17 protein-coding genes and 1 pseudogene are annotated in these 17,298 nt (G+C 39.0%); 10 read left to right on the top strand and 8 right to left on the bottom strand.

Going from position 1 to position 17,298, the window contains the following annotated elements:
- The first annotated feature begins 4 nt into the window (after positions 1-4).
- From LEP1GSC199_RS13210 to mutS, 4 genes and pseudogenes are all read left to right on the top strand, one after another.
- Positions 5-1,204, top strand: coding sequence for a Mur ligase family protein (locus LEP1GSC199_RS13210; protein ID WP_002984293.1), 1,200 nt, complete (start codon positions 5-7; stop codon positions 1,202-1,204).
- A gap of 62 nt (positions 1,205-1,266) precedes the next feature.
- The gene (locus LEP1GSC199_RS13205) at positions 1,267-1,887 is read left to right on the top strand and encodes a TetR/AcrR family transcriptional regulator (RefSeq protein ID WP_002975010.1); all 621 of its coding nucleotides are present in this window, start codon (positions 1,267-1,269) and stop codon (positions 1,885-1,887) included.
- A 16-nt stretch (positions 1,888-1,903) separates the two neighbouring features.
- Entirely contained in the window at positions 1,904-2,536 is a 633-nt protein-coding gene (locus LEP1GSC199_RS13200) for a phosphoribosylanthranilate isomerase (protein WP_002984107.1), read from the top strand.
- Positions 2,520-5,032 (top strand): annotated as a pseudogene (gene mutS / locus LEP1GSC199_RS13195) (DNA mismatch repair protein MutS). Before LEP1GSC199_RS13200 ends, mutS begins: the two are co-directional and overlap by 17 nt.
- Here the strand turns inward: mutS and serB are convergent.
- The 7 genes from serB to bioD form a co-directional block, all read right to left on the bottom strand.
- A complete protein-coding gene (gene serB, locus LEP1GSC199_RS13190; protein WP_039926815.1) occupies positions 5,012-5,929 on the bottom strand; it encodes a phosphoserine phosphatase SerB in 918 nt (305 codons plus the stop codon). The pseudogene mutS and the gene serB overlap by 21 nt on opposite strands.
- Before the next feature lie 2 nt (positions 5,930-5,931).
- Positions 5,932-6,657, bottom strand: a complete 726-nt coding sequence (locus LEP1GSC199_RS13185; RefSeq protein ID WP_002984137.1) for a GDSL-type esterase/lipase family protein — start codon at positions 6,655-6,657, stop codon at positions 5,932-5,934.
- A 19-nt stretch (positions 6,658-6,676) separates the two neighbouring features.
- Entirely contained in the window at positions 6,677-6,856 is a 180-nt protein-coding gene (locus tag LEP1GSC199_RS13180) for a hypothetical protein (RefSeq protein ID WP_002984132.1), read from the bottom strand.
- A gap of 24 nt (positions 6,857-6,880) precedes the next feature.
- Positions 6,881-8,395, bottom strand: a complete 1,515-nt coding sequence (locus LEP1GSC199_RS13175; protein WP_002984214.1) for an MFS transporter — start codon at positions 8,393-8,395, stop codon at positions 6,881-6,883.
- A 92-nt stretch (positions 8,396-8,487) separates the two neighbouring features.
- Positions 8,488-9,543 carry a biotin synthase BioB gene (bioB, locus tag LEP1GSC199_RS13170; protein WP_002984320.1) on the bottom strand — a complete coding sequence of 352 codons (1,056 nt, stop codon included), beginning with the start codon at positions 9,541-9,543 and terminating at the stop codon, positions 8,488-8,490.
- 63 nt (positions 9,544-9,606) lie between these two features.
- Complete coding sequence (bioA, locus tag LEP1GSC199_RS13165; RefSeq protein ID WP_002984125.1) at positions 9,607-10,929, bottom strand: adenosylmethionine--8-amino-7-oxononanoate transaminase; 1,323 nt, start codon at positions 10,927-10,929, stop codon at positions 9,607-9,609.
- Positions 10,919-11,611 carry a dethiobiotin synthase gene (bioD, locus tag LEP1GSC199_RS13160; protein WP_002984170.1) on the bottom strand — a complete coding sequence of 231 codons (693 nt, stop codon included), beginning with the start codon at positions 11,609-11,611 and terminating at the stop codon, positions 10,919-10,921. Before bioD ends, bioA begins: the two co-directional genes overlap by 11 nt.
- 59 nt (positions 11,612-11,670) lie before the next feature.
- Here bioD and LEP1GSC199_RS13155 point away from each other — a divergent pair, with 59 nt between their 5' ends.
- Both LEP1GSC199_RS13155 and LEP1GSC199_RS13150 read left to right on the top strand, forming a co-directional pair.
- Complete coding sequence (locus LEP1GSC199_RS13155) at positions 11,671-12,192, top strand: cyclic nucleotide-binding domain-containing protein (protein WP_002984326.1); 522 nt, start codon at positions 11,671-11,673, stop codon at positions 12,190-12,192.
- Complete coding sequence (locus LEP1GSC199_RS13150) at positions 12,189-13,247, top strand: AI-2E family transporter (RefSeq protein WP_002984158.1); 1,059 nt, start codon at positions 12,189-12,191, stop codon at positions 13,245-13,247. The genes LEP1GSC199_RS13155 and LEP1GSC199_RS13150 overlap by 4 nt, the downstream gene beginning before the upstream one ends.
- A gap of 38 nt (positions 13,248-13,285) precedes the next feature.
- Here LEP1GSC199_RS13150 and LEP1GSC199_RS13145 read toward each other — a convergent pair whose 3' ends face one another.
- Positions 13,286-14,200, bottom strand: a complete 915-nt coding sequence (locus tag LEP1GSC199_RS13145; RefSeq protein WP_039926812.1) for a DMT family transporter — start codon at positions 14,198-14,200, stop codon at positions 13,286-13,288.
- 43 nt (positions 14,201-14,243) lie between these two features.
- On the opposite strand from LEP1GSC199_RS13145, the gene LEP1GSC199_RS13140 reads away from it, so the two are divergent.
- Genes LEP1GSC199_RS13140 through LEP1GSC199_RS13125 form a run of 4 tightly spaced genes read left to right on the top strand, consistent with a single transcriptional unit; the run spans position 14,244 to position 17,283 of the window.
- Positions 14,244-15,455 carry a hypothetical protein gene (locus LEP1GSC199_RS13140; protein WP_002984123.1) on the top strand — a complete coding sequence of 404 codons (1,212 nt, stop codon included), beginning with the start codon at positions 14,244-14,246 and terminating at the stop codon, positions 15,453-15,455.
- Positions 15,436-16,101 carry a uracil-DNA glycosylase gene (gene ung / locus LEP1GSC199_RS13135; protein WP_002984067.1) on the top strand — a complete coding sequence of 222 codons (666 nt, stop codon included), beginning with the start codon at positions 15,436-15,438 and terminating at the stop codon, positions 16,099-16,101. Before LEP1GSC199_RS13140 ends, ung begins: the two co-directional genes overlap by 20 nt.
- A complete protein-coding gene (locus LEP1GSC199_RS13130; protein ID WP_002984236.1) occupies positions 16,091-16,978 on the top strand; it encodes a DMT family transporter in 888 nt (295 codons plus the stop codon). Before ung ends, LEP1GSC199_RS13130 begins: the two co-directional genes overlap by 11 nt.
- The gene (locus tag LEP1GSC199_RS13125; protein WP_002984352.1) at positions 16,975-17,283 is read left to right on the top strand and encodes a 4a-hydroxytetrahydrobiopterin dehydratase; all 309 of its coding nucleotides are present in this window, start codon (positions 16,975-16,977) and stop codon (positions 17,281-17,283) included. The genes LEP1GSC199_RS13130 and LEP1GSC199_RS13125 overlap by 4 nt, the downstream gene beginning before the upstream one ends.
- The last annotated feature ends 15 nt before the right edge of the window (positions 17,284-17,298 follow it).

Below are 17,298 nucleotides of genomic sequence, written 5' to 3'. Positions count from 1 at the left end.
AACAATGCAGTTTCTAGATTTTTTATATAGCCTACAAAATATTGAAAAAACAAGAAACTTCAATGTTTTCAAAGAATATACATTAGATGAGTTATCTGAACTTTTCCAATATGTAATCTCCAAACACAATGTCCACAAACCCATACGGATTGGTGTTGTAGGAACCAATGCCAAAGGTTCTACTGCGCATTACCTAGCCGCTCTCCTATCTCTTTTAGGATACAAAACCGGACTTTATACTTCGCCCCACCTCCTCTCACCCTTGGAACGATTCCAAGTTTTTGAAAAAGGCAAAGTCCATCTTCCCAAAGAAGAGGAAGTCGAAGATTTTTTTAAGAAAACCATCCTTCCCGATCTCTATAGATTTTCCTCCCTCTCCTATTTTGAATTTTTAACGGTTTTTTCGTATCTCTTCTTTTCTTTCCAAAAGACAGAATTTGAAATTTGGGAAGCAGGACTGGGAGGAAAACTCGACGCCACAAAACTTGTACAAGCCGACTATGTTGTATTAACAAAAATAGGAATAGACCATTCGGAAATTCTCGGAGATACGAAAGAAAAAATCTGCAGAGAAAAACTTGGAATCCTAACTGATGTTTGCCGAAAACTTGTGGCGATGGACCCAGAGGACCCCTCCCTACAGGCCATCATCCAAAATTCCCCGAAAAATCAAACCCAAGTTCAGATCCTTAATCTAGAATCAAAACCAAGTTATTTAGAAACTAACTTTCTTTTTGCAAAGGCTACACTCGCAGAGTTTCTTCCCGAAAAAAAAGGCCAGATCGAATTGATTTCTTGGGAAACAACCGAAAGACCGCGGGGAAGAATGGAAGTCCTAAAATCCTCTCCCGAAATTGTCTTTGATCCTGCCCACAATCCAGAAGCGATCGCCACCACTACACTTGAATTTGGAAGGTCCCATACTTCCTTTTCTCTGGTTTTGGGGAGTCTCCCCGACAAAGACCGCGAGGGGATCCTAAAAGAACTGGTTGGTCTACCACTTCTCTCCCTTTACCTTTGGGAAGGAGTGGGATTTGGAACCTACCTTGAGCTTCCAGAAACATTAAAGCCCATCACCCGAAGAGTGCAAGACGAAGAAGACCTCCTCCCCTTATTTCAAGGCAGATTTCCGGTATTGGTGTTAGGAAGTTTTCGCCTCTATGGAATTGTGGCAAAATTAATACAAAATACAACAAACATGTAAAATTGGACTTTACAAATGAATCCTGAACGACATTGTTCTTTTAGGAAACATCGTTCAGGACCATGCAAACTCCCAAAGAACATACACGAAAAGAAATCTTACAAGCGGCTCGAGAGGAATTCATCCAACTCGGTTTTGAAAAGGCTAGTATGCGAACCATTGCTAAAAAAGCAAAGGTATCCACGAGTAATATCTACAATTACTTTGAAAACAAAGAACACCTTCTCACAGAAATCCTACAGCCAGTTCTTTCTGGAATGGAGAAAGCCTTCGCTTACGTTTCACATCCCGATTATTTTGAAAAAAGATTTAACGACAGTTATGAGGCATGGCAGGAACGATTTAACATTGCTCTTGACTATGTTGATTCTAATCGTGATGACTTTATCCTTTTGCTTACTAAGTCACAAGGTTCTCATCTAGAAGAATTCCCTGATACAGTTCTCACTCGCCTTACCAAAATCAACTTCGACCAATACAGCGCTTTCAAAGAAAAAACACCTAGTTACAAAGGCGAAGTGAGTGAATTTGTGGTGCGAAACATCCTTTCTTTCTTTCTCAACATCTTCGTCCAGATGGTAAGGCAAGGAATTTCCAAACAAGATATGTTGGTATATCAGGATAGTTTCCTTAAATTTTTACACTTCGGATACAAAGGATCGATTGCCTCTGATCTGAGTTGAATCAATCTGGTTCTCGATGGGAACCGGATACAAAATTAAAATCTGCGGAATCAAAGACCTGGCTACATTAGAACTCTGTGTAGATCTCCAGGTCGATTTTGTCGGCCTCAACTTCTCTCCCCGTTCCCCACGTTGTATCACGCAAGAAACCGCTGAAACCTTACTCCCATTAAGGAAGAAAACCGGATTTCCCAAACTTGTATTCTTATTCTTTGAAAACTCTGTTTCCGAAATCCAAACCTTAAGCACACGTTTCCAACCAGACCTGGTGCAACTGATTCGTGGCGACAAATTTCTCACAAAAGAACTATGGGACAACTTAACAGAAAAAAAATCACTCCTTCCTGCCATTCGGATCCAAGAGAAGGTAATGTCTGACGAGGACTTAGAACCAAAATCGGATTTAGTGATTTTAGATAGTTATCATAAAGATTTGGGTGGTGGATCTGGGCATAGTTTTCCTTGGGAGTATGTAACATCTGTAAAGCGACCATTTTTACTCGCTGGCGGAATCACTCCTGAAAATGTAAAAACTGCAATAGAGACAGTTCATCCCTATGGAATCGATGTAGCAAGTGGAGTGGAAACCAATGGGAAAAAAGATCCAAATAAGATAAAAACACTGGTACAAAATGTCCGAACACTATGAAGCATTAAATACTCCCGTGATGCGACAGTACATGGAAGTGAAAGAACAACATCCTGATGGAATTGTATTTTTTCGTATGGGTGACTTTTACGAAATGTTTTTGGACGATGCAAAAATTGCGGCGCAAATTTTGGACATTACTCTCACCAAACGCCAAAACCAAATTCCTATGGCGGGGATTCCTTATCATGCCACAGAAAGTTATATCTCAAGGCTCATTGCTGCCGGCAAAAAAGTTGTGGTCTGTGAACAAACAAAACCCGACGATCCCAAAGCGAAAATCATGTCAAGGGAAGTGGTGCGAATCATCACTCCAGGCACTGTGGTTGAAGACAATTTACTCGGCGGATACCAAAACAATTATTTATCTTTGTATTATAAAGAAAAAACTTCCGTATATCTAGCGTTTGCTGATGTTTCTACTTCAGAACTTCTATATTTCTTTTTTTCCGAAAACGAAACAGAACGGATCAACGATACCATAAAACGATTTTCACCAAAAGAAATCATTTTTACCGATGAAATTCCCCCTATAGCCAAAGAATCCAAAATCATTCTATCAAAAATACCACAGGACTATCTGCCTAAAAAGAGGGGCGCAGGAATTGATACAGTGGTTCATGTGTTAGATGCTTACCTCCAATACAACTACCGCAAGCAGAACTTTGTGTTTCAATCTCCCAGACGAATTGATGAAAGCGAATATTTAGTGTTAGATGAACAAACGGTTTCTCATTTGGAACTTGTGGACAATCCAAACGACAAAAACCACACCCTCTTTGCTGTACTCAACCGTTGTATCACTGCCACCGGCAAACGGTATCTGAAACAAAGGATTCTTTTCCCGACTCGCGATGAAAATAAAATCAAAGCCCACTGGGATAAAATTGAAATTCTCTCCGCCAATAAAAAGAAAGATTCCAAATCAAAGAACTATTAGGTGACCTCATCGATTTAGAACGAGTCCTCACTCGGTTTCGTGTGGGGAAAGCTCTTCCCCGAGACTTTCGTGGGATCGATAAAAGTTTGGAATCCACATCGAATGTAAAAACCATTTTAGATGGGATTGGTTATGATTTTTCAAAACTACCCAAAGAACTAACCAACCTTTCCCAATTATTTTTTGATACTCTCTACGAAGGGGAACTTCCTGTTTTTCTGGGGAATTCACCCTTTCTAAAGGCGAGATTCAATAAAGAATACGATGATGCCATCCTTGCTCGCGAAAAGGGAAAAGATTGGATTCTGGAATTGGAAGAGAAAGAAAAAAAAACATCCGGAATTTCTTCACTCAAAATTCGTTATAATAAAATCCTGGGATACTTTATTGAGATCTCCAAAGCCCAAGCCAAAGAAGTGCCGGCACATTTTCTAAAAAAACAAACTTTAGTGACAGGGGAAAGATTCACATCCCTTCAGTTAGAAGAATTAGAAAGAGCCATCTTACAAGCCGATGAAATCATCGAAAGAATTGAAAAAGAAAAATTTGAAGAGTTAGTAGCTCATTGTATTTCTCTCTATGAAGAATTCCTCACTCTATCCAATGAGGTTGCTTCTTTAGATTACCACCTTTCCCTTACGGAAATCAAAGAAGAATACCAATGGGCAAGGCCAGAAATTCGTAGTGACGGAATTCTAGAATTTTCAGAATCTCGCCATCCTGTGGTGGAAACTTTTTTACCTATTGGCGAACGTTTTGTACCCAATAGTCTGGAACTAAACCCCAAAGACAACGCCATAGCGGTGTTAACTGGTCCCAATATGGCCGGAAAATCCACCTTTATGCGCCAAATTGCCATTAACCAAATACTTTTCCAAATGGGTTCTTATGTTCCGGCAAAAAAAGCATCTCTTTCTGTTGTGGATCGAATTTTTACTCGGATTGGTTCTGGAGATAACTTAACCAAAGGGGAATCTACTTTTTTTGTAGAGATGAGAGAAACTGCCACCATCCTCAATCAATTTTCAGAGAACAGTCTCATTCTCTTTGATGAAGTAGGTAGAGGAACATCCACCTATGATGGGTTATCCATTGCTTGGGCCATTTTAGAATTTCTAACAGTCAAATTTCCTAAACCAAAAACCATTTTCGCCACCCACTATCACGAGTTAACCGAACTTGAGAAAGGAAATGGAATTTTTAATTTGTATTTGGATACTTTTGAAAAGGAAGGAGAAATTCTGTTCCTTAAGAAAGTCAAACGAGGGAAATCCAAACAATCCTTTGGAATCTATGTAGCAAAACTAGCCGGGATTCCCGAAACCGTTTCAGACCGTGCCAAAGAAATTCTTGTTGGTTTGGAATCCAAAAAAAGAGAAATTAAAATCAAAAACGAAGAACCAAGTTTGTTTGCAGGTCTTATGGATAATCATACATCCAATCTATCACCAAACGAAGAAAAGGTTTTAAAAAGACTCAGACAAATCGACCCAAACCAGATCCCACCGCTCGAGGCCTTATCAATTTTAGATGAATTAAAACGTATCCTCAAATAGAAAGACGAGAGCCGATAGGTCTGTAAAATCAATCCAATTAGTGATTTGATCTTTTAATCCAGTTTTTGCGTGAATTCCAATTCCGATTCCTGCGGCAGAAAGCATGAAAGCATCGTTTGCCCCATCCCCCACTGCAACCACTTGTTCAAGGGGAATTGAAAAATCCTTTGCATATTGTTTCAAATAAAATTCTTTTTTTTCTCTATTGATGATCTCACCCAAAATAGAACCAGTGAAGAATCCACTCACTTCTTCCAATCCATTGGCCTTGTAAAAATTCACGGGATACTTCTCAGAAAATAATTGCAAAACAGGAGTAAACCCACCACTGAGGATTCCCAACTTACATCCATTTGCCGGAACAAACTGAAATACCTTTTCCATTCCCTCATTTAATGTTAATAGATCATACACTTCTTTGAAACTCTCTTTAGAAAGACCGCTCAAGTGTTTCACTCGCAAACGAAGGGCTTCATCAAACCCCATGCCACCTTCCATCGCTTGTTTGGTCACAGTGGCTACTGCTTCATACACTCCATGTTTTCTTGCCAACTCATCAATGACTTCTTCTTTGATGACAGTGGAATCCATATCAAATACAAAAAGAGATTCTTTTTTTTTAGGTAACAAAGAACCGAATGATAAAAAATCAATTTGGTTTTCTGCCAACTGATTACGAATTGCTACAACTTGGTCTCTCGTTAATGATTCCTCTTGAACGATCCGAACACAGTATAACCCAAACCTTTCTGCACGAATGATTTGGGAATGGGAATCTTTGAGTTCAAAAGTTTTGTCGGTCGATGAATTTGTAATATCCGACCTTAGATTTGGAAAGGTTTTAGAAAGAAGAGTATTGGAAATAGGAGAGCGAGAAATTAAAAGCAGTGAATTCATTTTTACTTTTGCAAATAGGGTCTTAGTTTTTTGCCCCAAATCTCATATCCTTTTTCATTAAAATGTAGGCTGTCTCCATTGGGACGAATGAATTCTTCACGAAGAGTGGGCGAATCGATTTTTCTCATACTATCCCAAACTTCAATGTATTCCACATTGGTTGTAGTCCTTGCCACTTGGTTTAAAAATAAATTGAATACAGGTACTATTTGGTTCAGTTCTTTTACTCTTGTGGGAGGAACCGCAAGAAAAAAAATCTTCGTATTTCTATTTTTGGAATGGATTTTTTGAATGATGGAAAGTAGGTTATTTTGAACCAAACTCAAACACTTACCTTGGATAAAATCATTTCCACCAATTTCGATCACGACCTTTTCTGGATGTAACACAAGAATATCTTCATCCATTCGAGAGAGGAGGGTTTCTGTCATATCCCCACCAATCCCACGATTGGTGACCGATTGACCGGGAAATTCTTTGGCCATAAGGTCTGGTAAAAACAAATGTACCAAACTATCACCTGCAAAAACTACATTAGATCTTTTGATTTTCAAATTGTCTTCTGCGTATAACAGCCGTGTGGGGAGCCAAGCTTTCTCTATATACTTTTTAAAGTTAGAGTCATCTCGCCATCCCGGCTCTGCAAAACATTGGAAACTGGTATCGAAATAGTCACGTTTCGAGGAGGACTTACAATCGGAAACACTCAAAACCAGGGCAAAAACCATGCCCCATCGGAGGAGGAATTTATTCCTGTTCTTGCGGTTCATTCATTCGGAAGCGCTTTTGCCAATCTTTGATTTGGGCCTGCGCATATTCTTCCGTGTCACAAATCCGAAACTCGATCGGGTTATTTGTGGTTGTCTCGATGAGTTTGGCTTCGATATACCCGTTCTTTAACTTGGTTGTCTCAATGCGATATCTCATCTGAATAGCTCCAAAAACCAGGATTTAATTACCACGTATCTTTGCAATCTCTTCTAAAGTTTCATCTTCTTTGTATTTTCCAAAGAGAAAGATGGCTAGTAGACAGAATGCTGAGGCAAGAGGACCAGTCAGGCGAACAACCAGCTCCCCTCCCGCTTCTACTTCTTCGACTTTACAAATGGTAGATTCCATACTTATTTTTGTCTCTCCCTTTAGATTTTTTTCTGATTCAGACTTCGGTTCGGACACAGAAGGAGGAAGGATTCCTGTAACTGTGGGCGATACGTTTTTCTTTGTTTCACGATCAAACCCCAAAAGAATCACCGTACTAAAGACAAGAACTGCCAGTGTTTGCCCCAACTTTTGCATAAAAGTTCTACCGGCATAAAACAATCCTTCCCTTTTAGAACCTGTTTTTAACGAATCAAGTTCAGCAATATCCGCCAAGATAGCATTTGGCAAAATACCAAGAATGGCAATCGGAATGGCTGCCACTGCAACGATCAAATAACCTTGGATATACGGTGGCAATGGTAATTCATCTTTTCCGATAAAATAGATAGAAAGGAACAAAACAAGAAAAACATAAAATCCAAATAAAACTGTTTTTTTCTTACCAATCTTTTTTGCGACCCAATTGACAACGGGATAAAAGGCAAAAGAAACAAGTAACATTACAGTAAGCAGTTGTGTTACAAACTCTCGTTCCAATTCCAAAAGGACTGTCACATAGTAAGAGATCCCTGTTGTCAATATGGTGAGGGCAAGGAAATAACAAAGGTCGGATAAAGCAAAGTATAGAAAATTCTTATTTTTGAATGTAAGAAAGATAGCTTCTCTAAAGGGAACACTCGATGCTTCCGCTTCACAATAGGTTTTTTCATGAATCGAAAAAACAGGGAAATACATACAAATAGTCGCAAACACACAGAGAATTCCTAAAGCATATTGGCGAGAAACTAAAGTCTGAACGGAAATGTCTGTATCAAAAACAAAGTTAGATTTGAATACATTAGCAATCATCGGTTCCGTGGATGCAACAATGATACCCAAAGCATAGGTAACAGAGATATAAGTAGAAAGATTCAGGCGTTCTTCGGGAGTATGTCCCAGTTCCGGAATGAGAGCAAAGAAGGGAGTGACATACACTGTTAAAAATAGATAAAATAACAACATACAACCTGTCATCCAAACAAGGTTTGTCGAGGAGATATAGTTGTGAGGAGGAACAAAAATTAACCAACAAAAAACTGCGGAAGGAACACCACCAAGAAAAAGAAAGGGAATGCGTCGACCGAACCGAGAAGAAAACCGGTCAGAGGAATTGGCAATGATAGGATCCGTAAATGCATCCCACAAACGACCGACCGCAGCCACGACTCCAATCGTAGAAAGACCCCAAAAGGCCATTTTTTCAATGAGATCAGGAAAACAATCCTGACCCGGTTTTGGTGCAGGAGGAAGATAAAAATAAACTTGATGAAGACCAATGATATTGATGAGAGTGGACCAACCTAATTGGCCGATCGCATAACTCATCTGCTTTCGAAATGGTAAAGATGGTTTTCGCATATTTTTCACTAGAGGCAGTAAAGTAGGAGCATAATACTGCCAAAAGTAAAAAAGGCAAACTACTTTTTATGTTTGTAGAGTTCTGGAAAATTTTTCTCGTCGTAAAGGGATTGTGATTCATACTCATCCCATCCTTCTGGTACACCTTCTGTAAATTCAGGGACCATAGAACAATCGCGAATCAAGTTCATTGTTTGAACCATTTCACTTCCTTTTACGTTTAAGTATCCTTCAGCAAACAATGAATTGGCTACAAATAAAGCCATGGATTGTAAAGAACCTAAGTGCCCTTCTCTTCCTGCACCAATCCGAATTTCTGAATCTGGATTGACCAAACGAAATACCGACAACACTCGAATACAAAATTCAGGAGTGAGCGATGACTTCTGAATGGCATGTCCTTTGATTGGAATAAAAAAGTTAACAGGAATAGAAATCACACCAAGTCGTTTGAGTTCAAATGCGACTTGCACGAGATCTTTTAGTTCTTCACCCATTCCAACAATGATACCAGAACAAAGTCCGATATCAGCTTCTTTTGCCGCCTCTAGCGTTGTTAGTCGATCTTTAAAAGTATGTGTAGAACAAATTTCATTGTATTTGGATTCAGATGTATTGAGGTTATGATTGTATCTGTCAAGACCTGCATCTTTCAGAACTCTTGCTTTTTTTGCGTCCAAAATTCCTGCGGACAAACAGACCTTCATCCCTAACTCTCCATTGATTTTGGAGATGGTCTCTGCAAGTTTATCTACAGCGTTGTCAGTAGGACCTCGACCTGATGTCACCATACAAAACCGGTAAGCACCATTGTCCTTTGCACGTTTCGCATCTTCCCAAATCTCTTCTGGAGACTTTAAAGAATACTCTTGGATTCCTGAATCTCCTCCCTTTCTTTGGGCACAGTAGCCACAATCTTCGGGGCAATAACCATTTTTGATATTATCTAATATATGAATGCGAACACGATTGGTATAATAACGATTTCGTTCTTCCGATGCCCGAGCGACAACCGACAGCAAGTGAGTTTTTCCTTCGAGGATTTCCAGGGCTTCCGCTTCCGTAATTAAGGATGGAGCTGAAGATATTGTTTTTTCTTGGACTTCTGCAATCATGAGAACAGGTTTTGGGCTGCGGGAACTTGTGTAAACGAAGAAAATCTCTTCGTATATTTAGTCTCAATCTGATTCAGGAAAACTAAGGAGAGTTTGTTCCAATGCCAAAAAAATTTGATCAAGGGACTTTTCTGAAATGTTATAAGGAGGAGTGATATAGATGGTGCGACCGAGAGGTCGTAACAGGACACGAAATTCTTTCATTTTTTCACGAATTTGTTTTCCGATCGGGTTCAAATATTCATCTTCGGCAATGGTTTCCTTATATTCGAAAGCAAAGATTCCTCCCATGACTCGCACATTTTCAATTCGTTTCCCCAAAGTTTTTTGGAATGGTTCTACTCGTTTTTGTAAACCTTCTTCCAGTTTTTTGACTTGGTCAAGTCCCGTCTCTTGCAGTAGTTTCACTGACGCATAACCGACGCTACATGCTAGTGGATTTCCCGTCATAGTATGTGCATGAAAAAAAGCACGGTACGGATCTTTGGATAAAAATTGTTTGTAAATGAATTCGGAGACCAGAGTGGCCCCAAGCGGTAACATTCCCCCGGTAAGGCCTTTTGCCATCACGAGTAGATCCGGTTTTGTTTCCGCCTTTTGGTAAGCAAACACCTCACCAAGCCTTCCCATTCCTGTAAAAACTTCATCAAAAATAAGAAGGGTATGAGTTTTTGTGGCCAACTCTCTTAGTTTAACGAGAACCTTTTTATCATAAAATAACATTCCATTGGCACCAAAGACTAATGGTTCAATCACAATTCCCACATAGTCCTTTTGTTTGATTTCAGATTCTAAGTCATCCAAACATTCCGTAGAACAACTGTTTGCTACCTTTCCCCAAGGACAATTCATACAATTAGGAGCTGGAAATTCTTTGGTTGGGAATCTGAGATCAGAAAAGATTCGATTGAAGTAATTTTTTCCAGAAACATTCATAGCACCAATGCTATCCCCATGATAGGAATTGGAAAAAACAAGAAATTCTGACCTAGGTATTAGGTCTGGATGGTTTTGGTAGTATTGGATGGCAAGTTTCAATGCAATTTCAACCGCATTCGATCCGTTATCCGAATAAAACACTTTATGAAAGTCAAAGTTTGTTAGTTCTAATAAAGATTTAGATAAAGATTCTGCTGCTGGATGGATATGGCCCGCAAGCATGATATGATCCAGTTCCTCGATTTGTGTTTTGAGGGCAGCAACTAACGCAGGATGGCGATGACCAAAAATCATTGTCCACCAACTAGCGATTGCATCAATCCAAGTGTTTCCTTCGGAGTCGGTAACAAATTCTCCTTCCGCTTTGACAATATGTATGAGGTTTTCCCCCTCTTCTTGGATGGTCAAAGGAACCCATGTATATGTTTGGATTGGATTATATTTCATCTTCGGGAATGAGTAAAGTATCGATTACATTTCGATCTGTATCAAAATGTTCGTTAGCAAAAGAAATAAATTCACTCGGTAATAATTTCTGTTCCGGAAAATTGGTGACTCCCAAACAGGGCGCGCCACCTAACCTTTGGATGATGTCTGCATTATCAGATTGTAATGGGTTTTTGGGTCCCACCAAATAAAAGCCGATTACAGGAATAAAACGTGCGGTCAGTACATCCAATGTGAGGAGTGTATGATTGATGGTTCCAAGTTCAGTCGATCCAATCACAACCACAGGTAGATTACTTTCTTGAATTCCTTTGATGGCCAGGTAATCCTCTGTCCAAGGGACAAAAACCCCACCGGCCCCTTCGATCAGTGTATTGGTTTTTCTTTCTTTGGCAATGACGCCGAGAAGGGATTTGGGATCCAAAGTTTTTCCTTCCTGTTTGGAGGCATAATGCGGACTTGTAGGAGTTAAAAATTCGTAAACAGGTTTTAGAAAGAATGAATCAGATAAATTCGTTGTTTTCTGGACAAACTCGGTATCACTCGCGCTAGAAAGCCCTGTTTGGATGGGTTTCCAATACCGGAACCCATAACTCTCCGCATATTTAGCCATAAATAGACAGGAAAAAAAAGTTTTCCCGATGTCTGTTCCGGTTCCCGCTACATAAAAAGCTTGGCCCATACGGATCAAGTTTTATCAATTCTTGTCCCCGTCTATCCGATTTATATAGGAGAGGCTCTATGCAACTTCCCCTTTGGAAATCCATTCTCAAACGTGACGAAAACCCGATAACGGAGATTTCACATTTTTTACGCGAAACCGCTATTTTCCAAGGTATGTCTCGTAGGACCTTACGTGAAGTCGCAAGACTGATTCACAAACGTAAGTATTACGCTGGAGAAACCATCTTCTATCAAGGCCAAGCAGGAACCGGTGTGTATTTGATCTTACAAGGTAAGGTGGAAATTTTTTCAGAAAGAGAAGGAGTTACTTTAAAACTCGCCGAACTAGAGAAAGGTGCCTTTTTCGGTGAATTGGCCCTCTTCCAAGATTTCCCAAGATCTGCCACTGCGGTTGCCCTTGTGGATTCCATTTTGCTTGGATTTTTCCAACCAGAATTAAAAACTCTATTAGAAACTAAACCAAGAGTGGGAAATGATCTACTACTTAGTTTTGCCTCCATCATTGCCGATAGACTTCGCAAAACAAATGATACATTAGAATCGGCTTACTTCAAAAGTAAAAAAAATAAAACCAAATGAATTTAAAAGAATTCAATATATCCTCGCTTATTTTACGAAGTGCATTTTTTGGCCTCATTGCGCTTACCATCTTGATTGGGATAGTAGGAGTTAAATTTTTAGCCATTCCTCTACTCATTTCAGGAATCCATTTTTATATCTTTCATGGTATTGTGGATTATTTTGAATCAAGGGGTGTTCATAGGGCAATTACAACTATTATCATCTTCTCTGTTTTGATTGCCGTGGCTTATTGGTTTTTGGCTTTTTACCTTCCAAATCTTTTCGAAAAGGTGCAACCTATAGTTTCCGAGTGGTCAACCAAGATGGATGATCCCAACTTTCAGTTACTAGATTTTAACAAACTTCCTGTTGTTTCCCAAAACCCGGAGTTGTGGAAAAAAATCATTAACCCAGAAGAAGTTGCAAAAATGGCAACGACCAATTTGGAAGAATTTTTACGAGGCCTTGTTGTAATGATTCCAACCTTTATCAGTTGGATGATCATCATTCCAATCATTAGTTTCTTTTTGTTATTGGATGCACACTTGATTTACAAAACTGTAATCAGTTTTATCCCCAATCGTTTTTTTGAAATGTTTTTAATGGTATTTTATCGAATGAACCAACAGATCACTAGTTACTTAAAAAGTTTGGTGATCCAATGCGGAATCATGGCAATCGTTGCGTCCATTGGTTTTTATATTGTAGGAGTTAAGTTTTTTATCCTCTTCGGAGTGTTTTTGGGAATCGCCAATTCAATTCCTTACCTTGGGCCACTCATTGGTGCCATCCCACCCATTTTATTTTCTATCCTCTTCCCGGAAATGTCGCCTGCCATCGGTTCCATTGCTTCCGTAGTAGTTGTGGCTCAATTAGTGGATAATGCCATTGTCCAACCCGTTGTGATTGCCAATGCTGTTTCTCTCCATCCACTGGCGATCATGATTGGAATTGCTGTAGGAGGCAATTTTTTTGGGATTTTTGGAATGTTACTCGCCATTCCTATATTATCCATTCTGAAAGTAACGATCGGGATTTTATACCACGCACTAAAAGAACATCAAATCATTTAAACGGATTCTAACTTAAAAGTAAGGGAATATTTAAAAGGTCATTCTTCTCTTTTGTTCCACTTACCCATTTCGGAAAATACAATACCGAATAGGGTAAGGCCGGAGCCAATCATTCCCACCGTTTCCAATCTTTCGCCTAACACTAAATATGCCAGAAAAAAAGAAAATACTGGCTCCATACTGTAAAGTAGTCCGGCTCTTGCGGGAGGAACTGCTTTCTGGTATCTGGTTTGGATCTGCGTAGTGAATATCGTTGCAAAGATTGAAGTATAAATGATCCCAATCCAAAATTTCAAATCAAATTGAATAGAGATAGATTGGTTTAAAAATATGGATTCAACCGGAAACAAAGTGGTAGAAACAATCGCAATGAGAAGGATCTCAAAAGAAACAAGTATTTGTGCCGGAATTTTTTTACTAAAAATATCGATGAGTATAATATAGATGGCAAAGAAAAAAGCACCAATTAGGGTAAGCCCGTCACCTAATCCAAAACCAGTGGATTCGCGGATCTCTTCGTAAGTTTTTCCGTTTTGTGAAATCAAAAATAATCCCACAACCACAATCAAAACAGCAATCCAAGTGCGAATTGACGGTAACTTTCGTTCGATTAAGATTTGTAACAAAGGAACAAAAACAACATAAGCACCAGTCATAAATCCAGATTGTGTAGCAGTCGTATAAACAAGACCAATGGTTTGGAAGGCATAACCTAAAAGGGCGGAACAAGCCACCAAAAATGCTGGGAAGATATAGTCCCATCTGCGGTTTGCTTTTGAAAACAAAGTCTTTCGGTAGAGGAGTAAGGTAACAATACCTGCGAGCCAAAATCGAACTGCTAAAAATAGAAAAGGGGGCACCGAATCCAGTGCAAGTTTGATGACCACAAAGGTTCCACCCCAAAGAATGGCCGCAATCACCAAAAAGAGTTCCGGAGTGAAGAACCTGGACATATAAGTCAATCTCAAAGATAGAAAGGTCCAGAGCAAGGAAAAGATGAATTGGAAATTTAGAATCCGAAAACCGCAAACCGGAACCACTCTCAGTTGGGAAATTTATTTTCCACCGGGTACAGCCACACAAGTGGGGGAAAAAATCAAAGAAATTTTGAGTTCAGTACCATTACCAAACCAACCAGAACCGAATGTTCGTGTTTTTTCAGAAAAGATCAAATTAGAAAATACCAATTCACATCAAATCACCTATCTTTTGTTTCATGGGCTTTGCTTTCGAGACATCAGGCTTGTGATTGCACGGACAACAGATTGGGACAGTTCTGCTGAAGTCAGAGAAGAAGAATGGGATCGGATACTTACAGAAGCAGTTGGAATCGCAAAACCATTGTTTACTGATACGAATATAAAATTTTACGAAATTAAAGAGAATTTACATATCAGTTATTTTGAAGATGAAATTACTGTTTCTCTCTCGATCCTTGGAGAACCTGGATACAAACGAGGCATCAAAGCTACTTTCCCCACTAGTGCCCCTGTTCCCGAAGACTTGAGCCAAATTTTAATCCAACAGTGTTTTGATATCTTTTTAGTTCCTAAGGAGAAGGTCGCAGCGTTGTACATTCCATTTGCAGGTACATTGACTTTTGCCACCGAATGGGCATTACAATCCGAAAAAATCCCTCTGTTATCTTTGCCGAGAGAGTTTTTATTCAAACGAATGGTTTTGTTTCCAGATAAATCTTTGGATCATTATAAGAAAAAACTTAAAGAAAGTTTAGCCTCCACGTCTTACTCCACACCCATCGTCATCCAAGACACAGACCCTGCTTTAGAAAGTTATTGGTTAGAAGAGTTCAATCGATGGAGACAATTCATACAAGTGAAGAATTGGGATCATAGCATCTCAGATTTTTTTAGAACCTTCCCTGTGTTGCCGGAAGCAGAATCAGAAACTTCTCATTACTTTTTACCGCTAAATCCTCCTTATGGACTTCGAAAAAATGAAAGAACGGAATCCGAGGAAAAACTCTATCAAAAAATTGGGAAACGATTAGAAGAACTTTTAAAACTCACTAAAAATCGCCCGAAACTCATTGGATTTATACTTTGCCCTACGGAAGAAAAATGGAGCGATTGTATGCGAGAACTAAGAAGTTTTTCTAAAAAAACAATCCATGTCACCCATGGAGGAATCGACTTACGAGTATTATACTTTTATTCGGAGGGTAGAGTTGAAAGACGTACAAATTGAACCTGGGTGGAAGGAAGTCCTACAATCAGAGTTTGAGAAACCGTATTTTTCTAAATTACGAGAGTGGATACGAGATGAATATAAATCTAAGGCCATATACCCTCCTGCAAAATTAATCTTCAATGCCTTTGACTCTTGCCCCTTTGAGAAAGTAAAAGTAGTGATCCTCGGCCAAGATCCTTACCACGGTCCAGGACAGGCCCATGGTCTTTGTTTTTCGGTGAATGATGGTATTCCCTTCCCTCCTTCCTTACAAAATATCTTCAAAGAAATTGCAGACGACGTACAAAAACCCATCCCTAAAACCGGGGACTTAACTCGTTTAGCAAACCAAGGTGTTCTTCTTCTTAATGCCACACTCACTGTCCAAAAAGACAGAGCAGGATCTCACCAAAACAAAGGTTGGGAAGAATTTACCGATGCTGCGATAAAGATTCTGGCAGAAAAAAAATCTAATATTGTTTTTTTGTTATGGGGAGCTTTTGCTGGGAAAAAAGAAATCTTAATTCCACAAAACAAACATTTGGTTTTAAAATCGGCACATCCTTCTCCTCTCTCTGCCTACCGAGGATTTTTAGGAAACAAACATTTTTCCAAAACCAATGAATACTTGATTTCACAAGGGAAAGAACCCATTGACTGGTAACGAAAAAAAAGGATATTTTTTTGTTTTTTTGACAGGAGTGTTTTTTGCATTCGAGGTCATTGGATTTAAAGAAATCTTTCGAATATTCAATACAGAGCCAGAAATTGCAGCACTCTTTGGAGTGGGTTTTGCTTTTTTAGTCGTCACCCCCTATTTTCTCTTCTCAAAAAAACGAAGGATCAAAGTAAAAACAACCATTAGGCGAGATGGGATCATCCTTATCTTGGGGACAATTTCCAATGCCATTGGTATTGTTTTATATTACTATGCACTCAAACAAACAGATTTAGGTCCGGCAGCAATTCTTATCAAAACAACCGTATTGTATAATGTTTTACTAGGAGTTTTTTTTCTGGGAGAACGATTAAAGAGGATGGAAGTTTTTGGAATTGCGATTGCAATTTTGGGAATCTATATGATTTCCACTTTGGAAGGACAGATTAAGATTGTATCTGCCTTTTGTATTCTGCTCAGCGCCTTTCTTTTTGCGATCCAAAGTTATATGATTAAAAAATATGTGCCTGAAATATTAGGTCTTGAATATGCTTATTTACGACTTTTTCTTTTGAGCATATTTTTCTTTCTCTACTCGGTGTATATTGGAAGTTTTCATATTCCAAACCTTTCTATCATCTTTGTTCTTGGACTGTTCTCACTTCTTGGGTATTTTTTAGGAAGGGCATTTTATTTCGAAGCACACAACTATTTACCTATCAGCAAACTGAATGCAACACTTCTCATCGAACCCATTTTTTTAATGTTCGTGGGGATTTTGTTTATGAACGAACCCATCGATGTTCAAAAACTTGTTGGTGCTGGACTCATTCTAGCAGGATTGTATCTGATTGTATTTCATAAACAAAAGGTAAAACCATGAGAGAAAATCCGAAAGACCTCACCGAAGTTGAAATTCAAAATATCCTTCACACCTACGAGGACTGGAAATTTGAAACTAAGGATGGTATTTCTTTTTTTACTTTTAGCAGGGAATTTAAAGATTTTAAAGAGGCCTTTGGTTTTATCACCAAATTAGCATTAGTATCTGAGTCGCTCGACCACCATGCAGAAATTTGGAATGTATACAACAAGGTGCAACTAAAACTGTTCACTCATGAATCCAATTCACTGACTACAAGAGATAGGGATTTCATCACAACGCTGATGGATACCCAAAGTATCTAATCGATCTGTGAATAT

It is taken from the genome of Leptospira vanthielii serovar Holland str. Waz Holland = ATCC 700522 (assembly GCF_000332455.1).
Lineage (GTDB): Bacteria > Spirochaetota > Leptospiria > Leptospirales > Leptospiraceae > Leptospira_A > Leptospira_A vanthielii.
Note: the sequence above shows the minus strand (reverse complement) of the source record. Positions and strands in the feature narration are given on the sequence as shown.

What these genes read in the sequence shown, in the direction of transcription:
- LEP1GSC199_RS13125 (WP_002984352.1), top strand. Translation starts at nt 16,975, where the DNA reads ATGAGAGAAAATCCGAAAGACCTCACCGAAGTTGAAATTCAAAATATC.
- LEP1GSC199_RS13205 (WP_002975010.1), top strand. Translation starts at nt 1,267, where the DNA reads ATGCAAACTCCCAAAGAACATACACGAAAAGAAATCTTACAAGCGGCT.
- LEP1GSC199_RS13140 (WP_002984123.1), top strand. Translation starts at nt 14,244, where the DNA reads ATGAATTGGAAATTTAGAATCCGAAAACCGCAAACCGGAACCACTCTC.
- LEP1GSC199_RS13200 (WP_002984107.1), top strand. Translation starts at nt 1,904, where the DNA reads ATGGGAACCGGATACAAAATTAAAATCTGCGGAATCAAAGACCTGGCT.
- LEP1GSC199_RS13155 (WP_002984326.1), top strand. Translation starts at nt 11,671, where the DNA reads ATGCAACTTCCCCTTTGGAAATCCATTCTCAAACGTGACGAAAACCCG.
- LEP1GSC199_RS13150 (WP_002984158.1), top strand. Translation starts at nt 12,189, where the DNA reads ATGAATTTAAAAGAATTCAATATATCCTCGCTTATTTTACGAAGTGCA.
- LEP1GSC199_RS13185 (WP_002984137.1), bottom strand. Translation starts at nt 6,657, where the DNA reads ATGGTTTTTGCCCTGGTTTTGAGTGTTTCCGATTGTAAGTCCTCCTCG.
- bioB (WP_002984320.1), bottom strand. Translation starts at nt 9,543, where the DNA reads ATGATTGCAGAAGTCCAAGAAAAAACAATATCTTCAGCTCCATCCTTA.
- LEP1GSC199_RS13145 (WP_039926812.1), bottom strand. Translation starts at nt 14,200, where the DNA reads ATGTCCAGGTTCTTCACTCCGGAACTCTTTTTGGTGATTGCGGCCATT.
- LEP1GSC199_RS13180 (WP_002984132.1), bottom strand. Translation starts at nt 6,856, where the DNA reads ATGAGATATCGCATTGAGACAACCAAGTTAAAGAACGGGTATATCGAA.
- bioD (WP_002984170.1), bottom strand. Translation starts at nt 11,611, where the DNA reads ATGGGCCAAGCTTTTTATGTAGCGGGAACCGGAACAGACATCGGGAAA.
- serB (WP_039926815.1), bottom strand. Translation starts at nt 5,929, where the DNA reads ATGAATTCACTGCTTTTAATTTCTCGCTCTCCTATTTCCAATACTCTT.
- LEP1GSC199_RS13210 (WP_002984293.1), top strand. Translation starts at nt 5, where the DNA reads ATGCAGTTTCTAGATTTTTTATATAGCCTACAAAATATTGAAAAAACA.
- LEP1GSC199_RS13175 (WP_002984214.1), bottom strand. Translation starts at nt 8,395, where the DNA reads ATGAGTTATGCGATCGGCCAATTAGGTTGGTCCACTCTCATCAATATC.
- bioA (WP_002984125.1), bottom strand. Translation starts at nt 10,929, where the DNA reads ATGAAATATAATCCAATCCAAACATATACATGGGTTCCTTTGACCATC.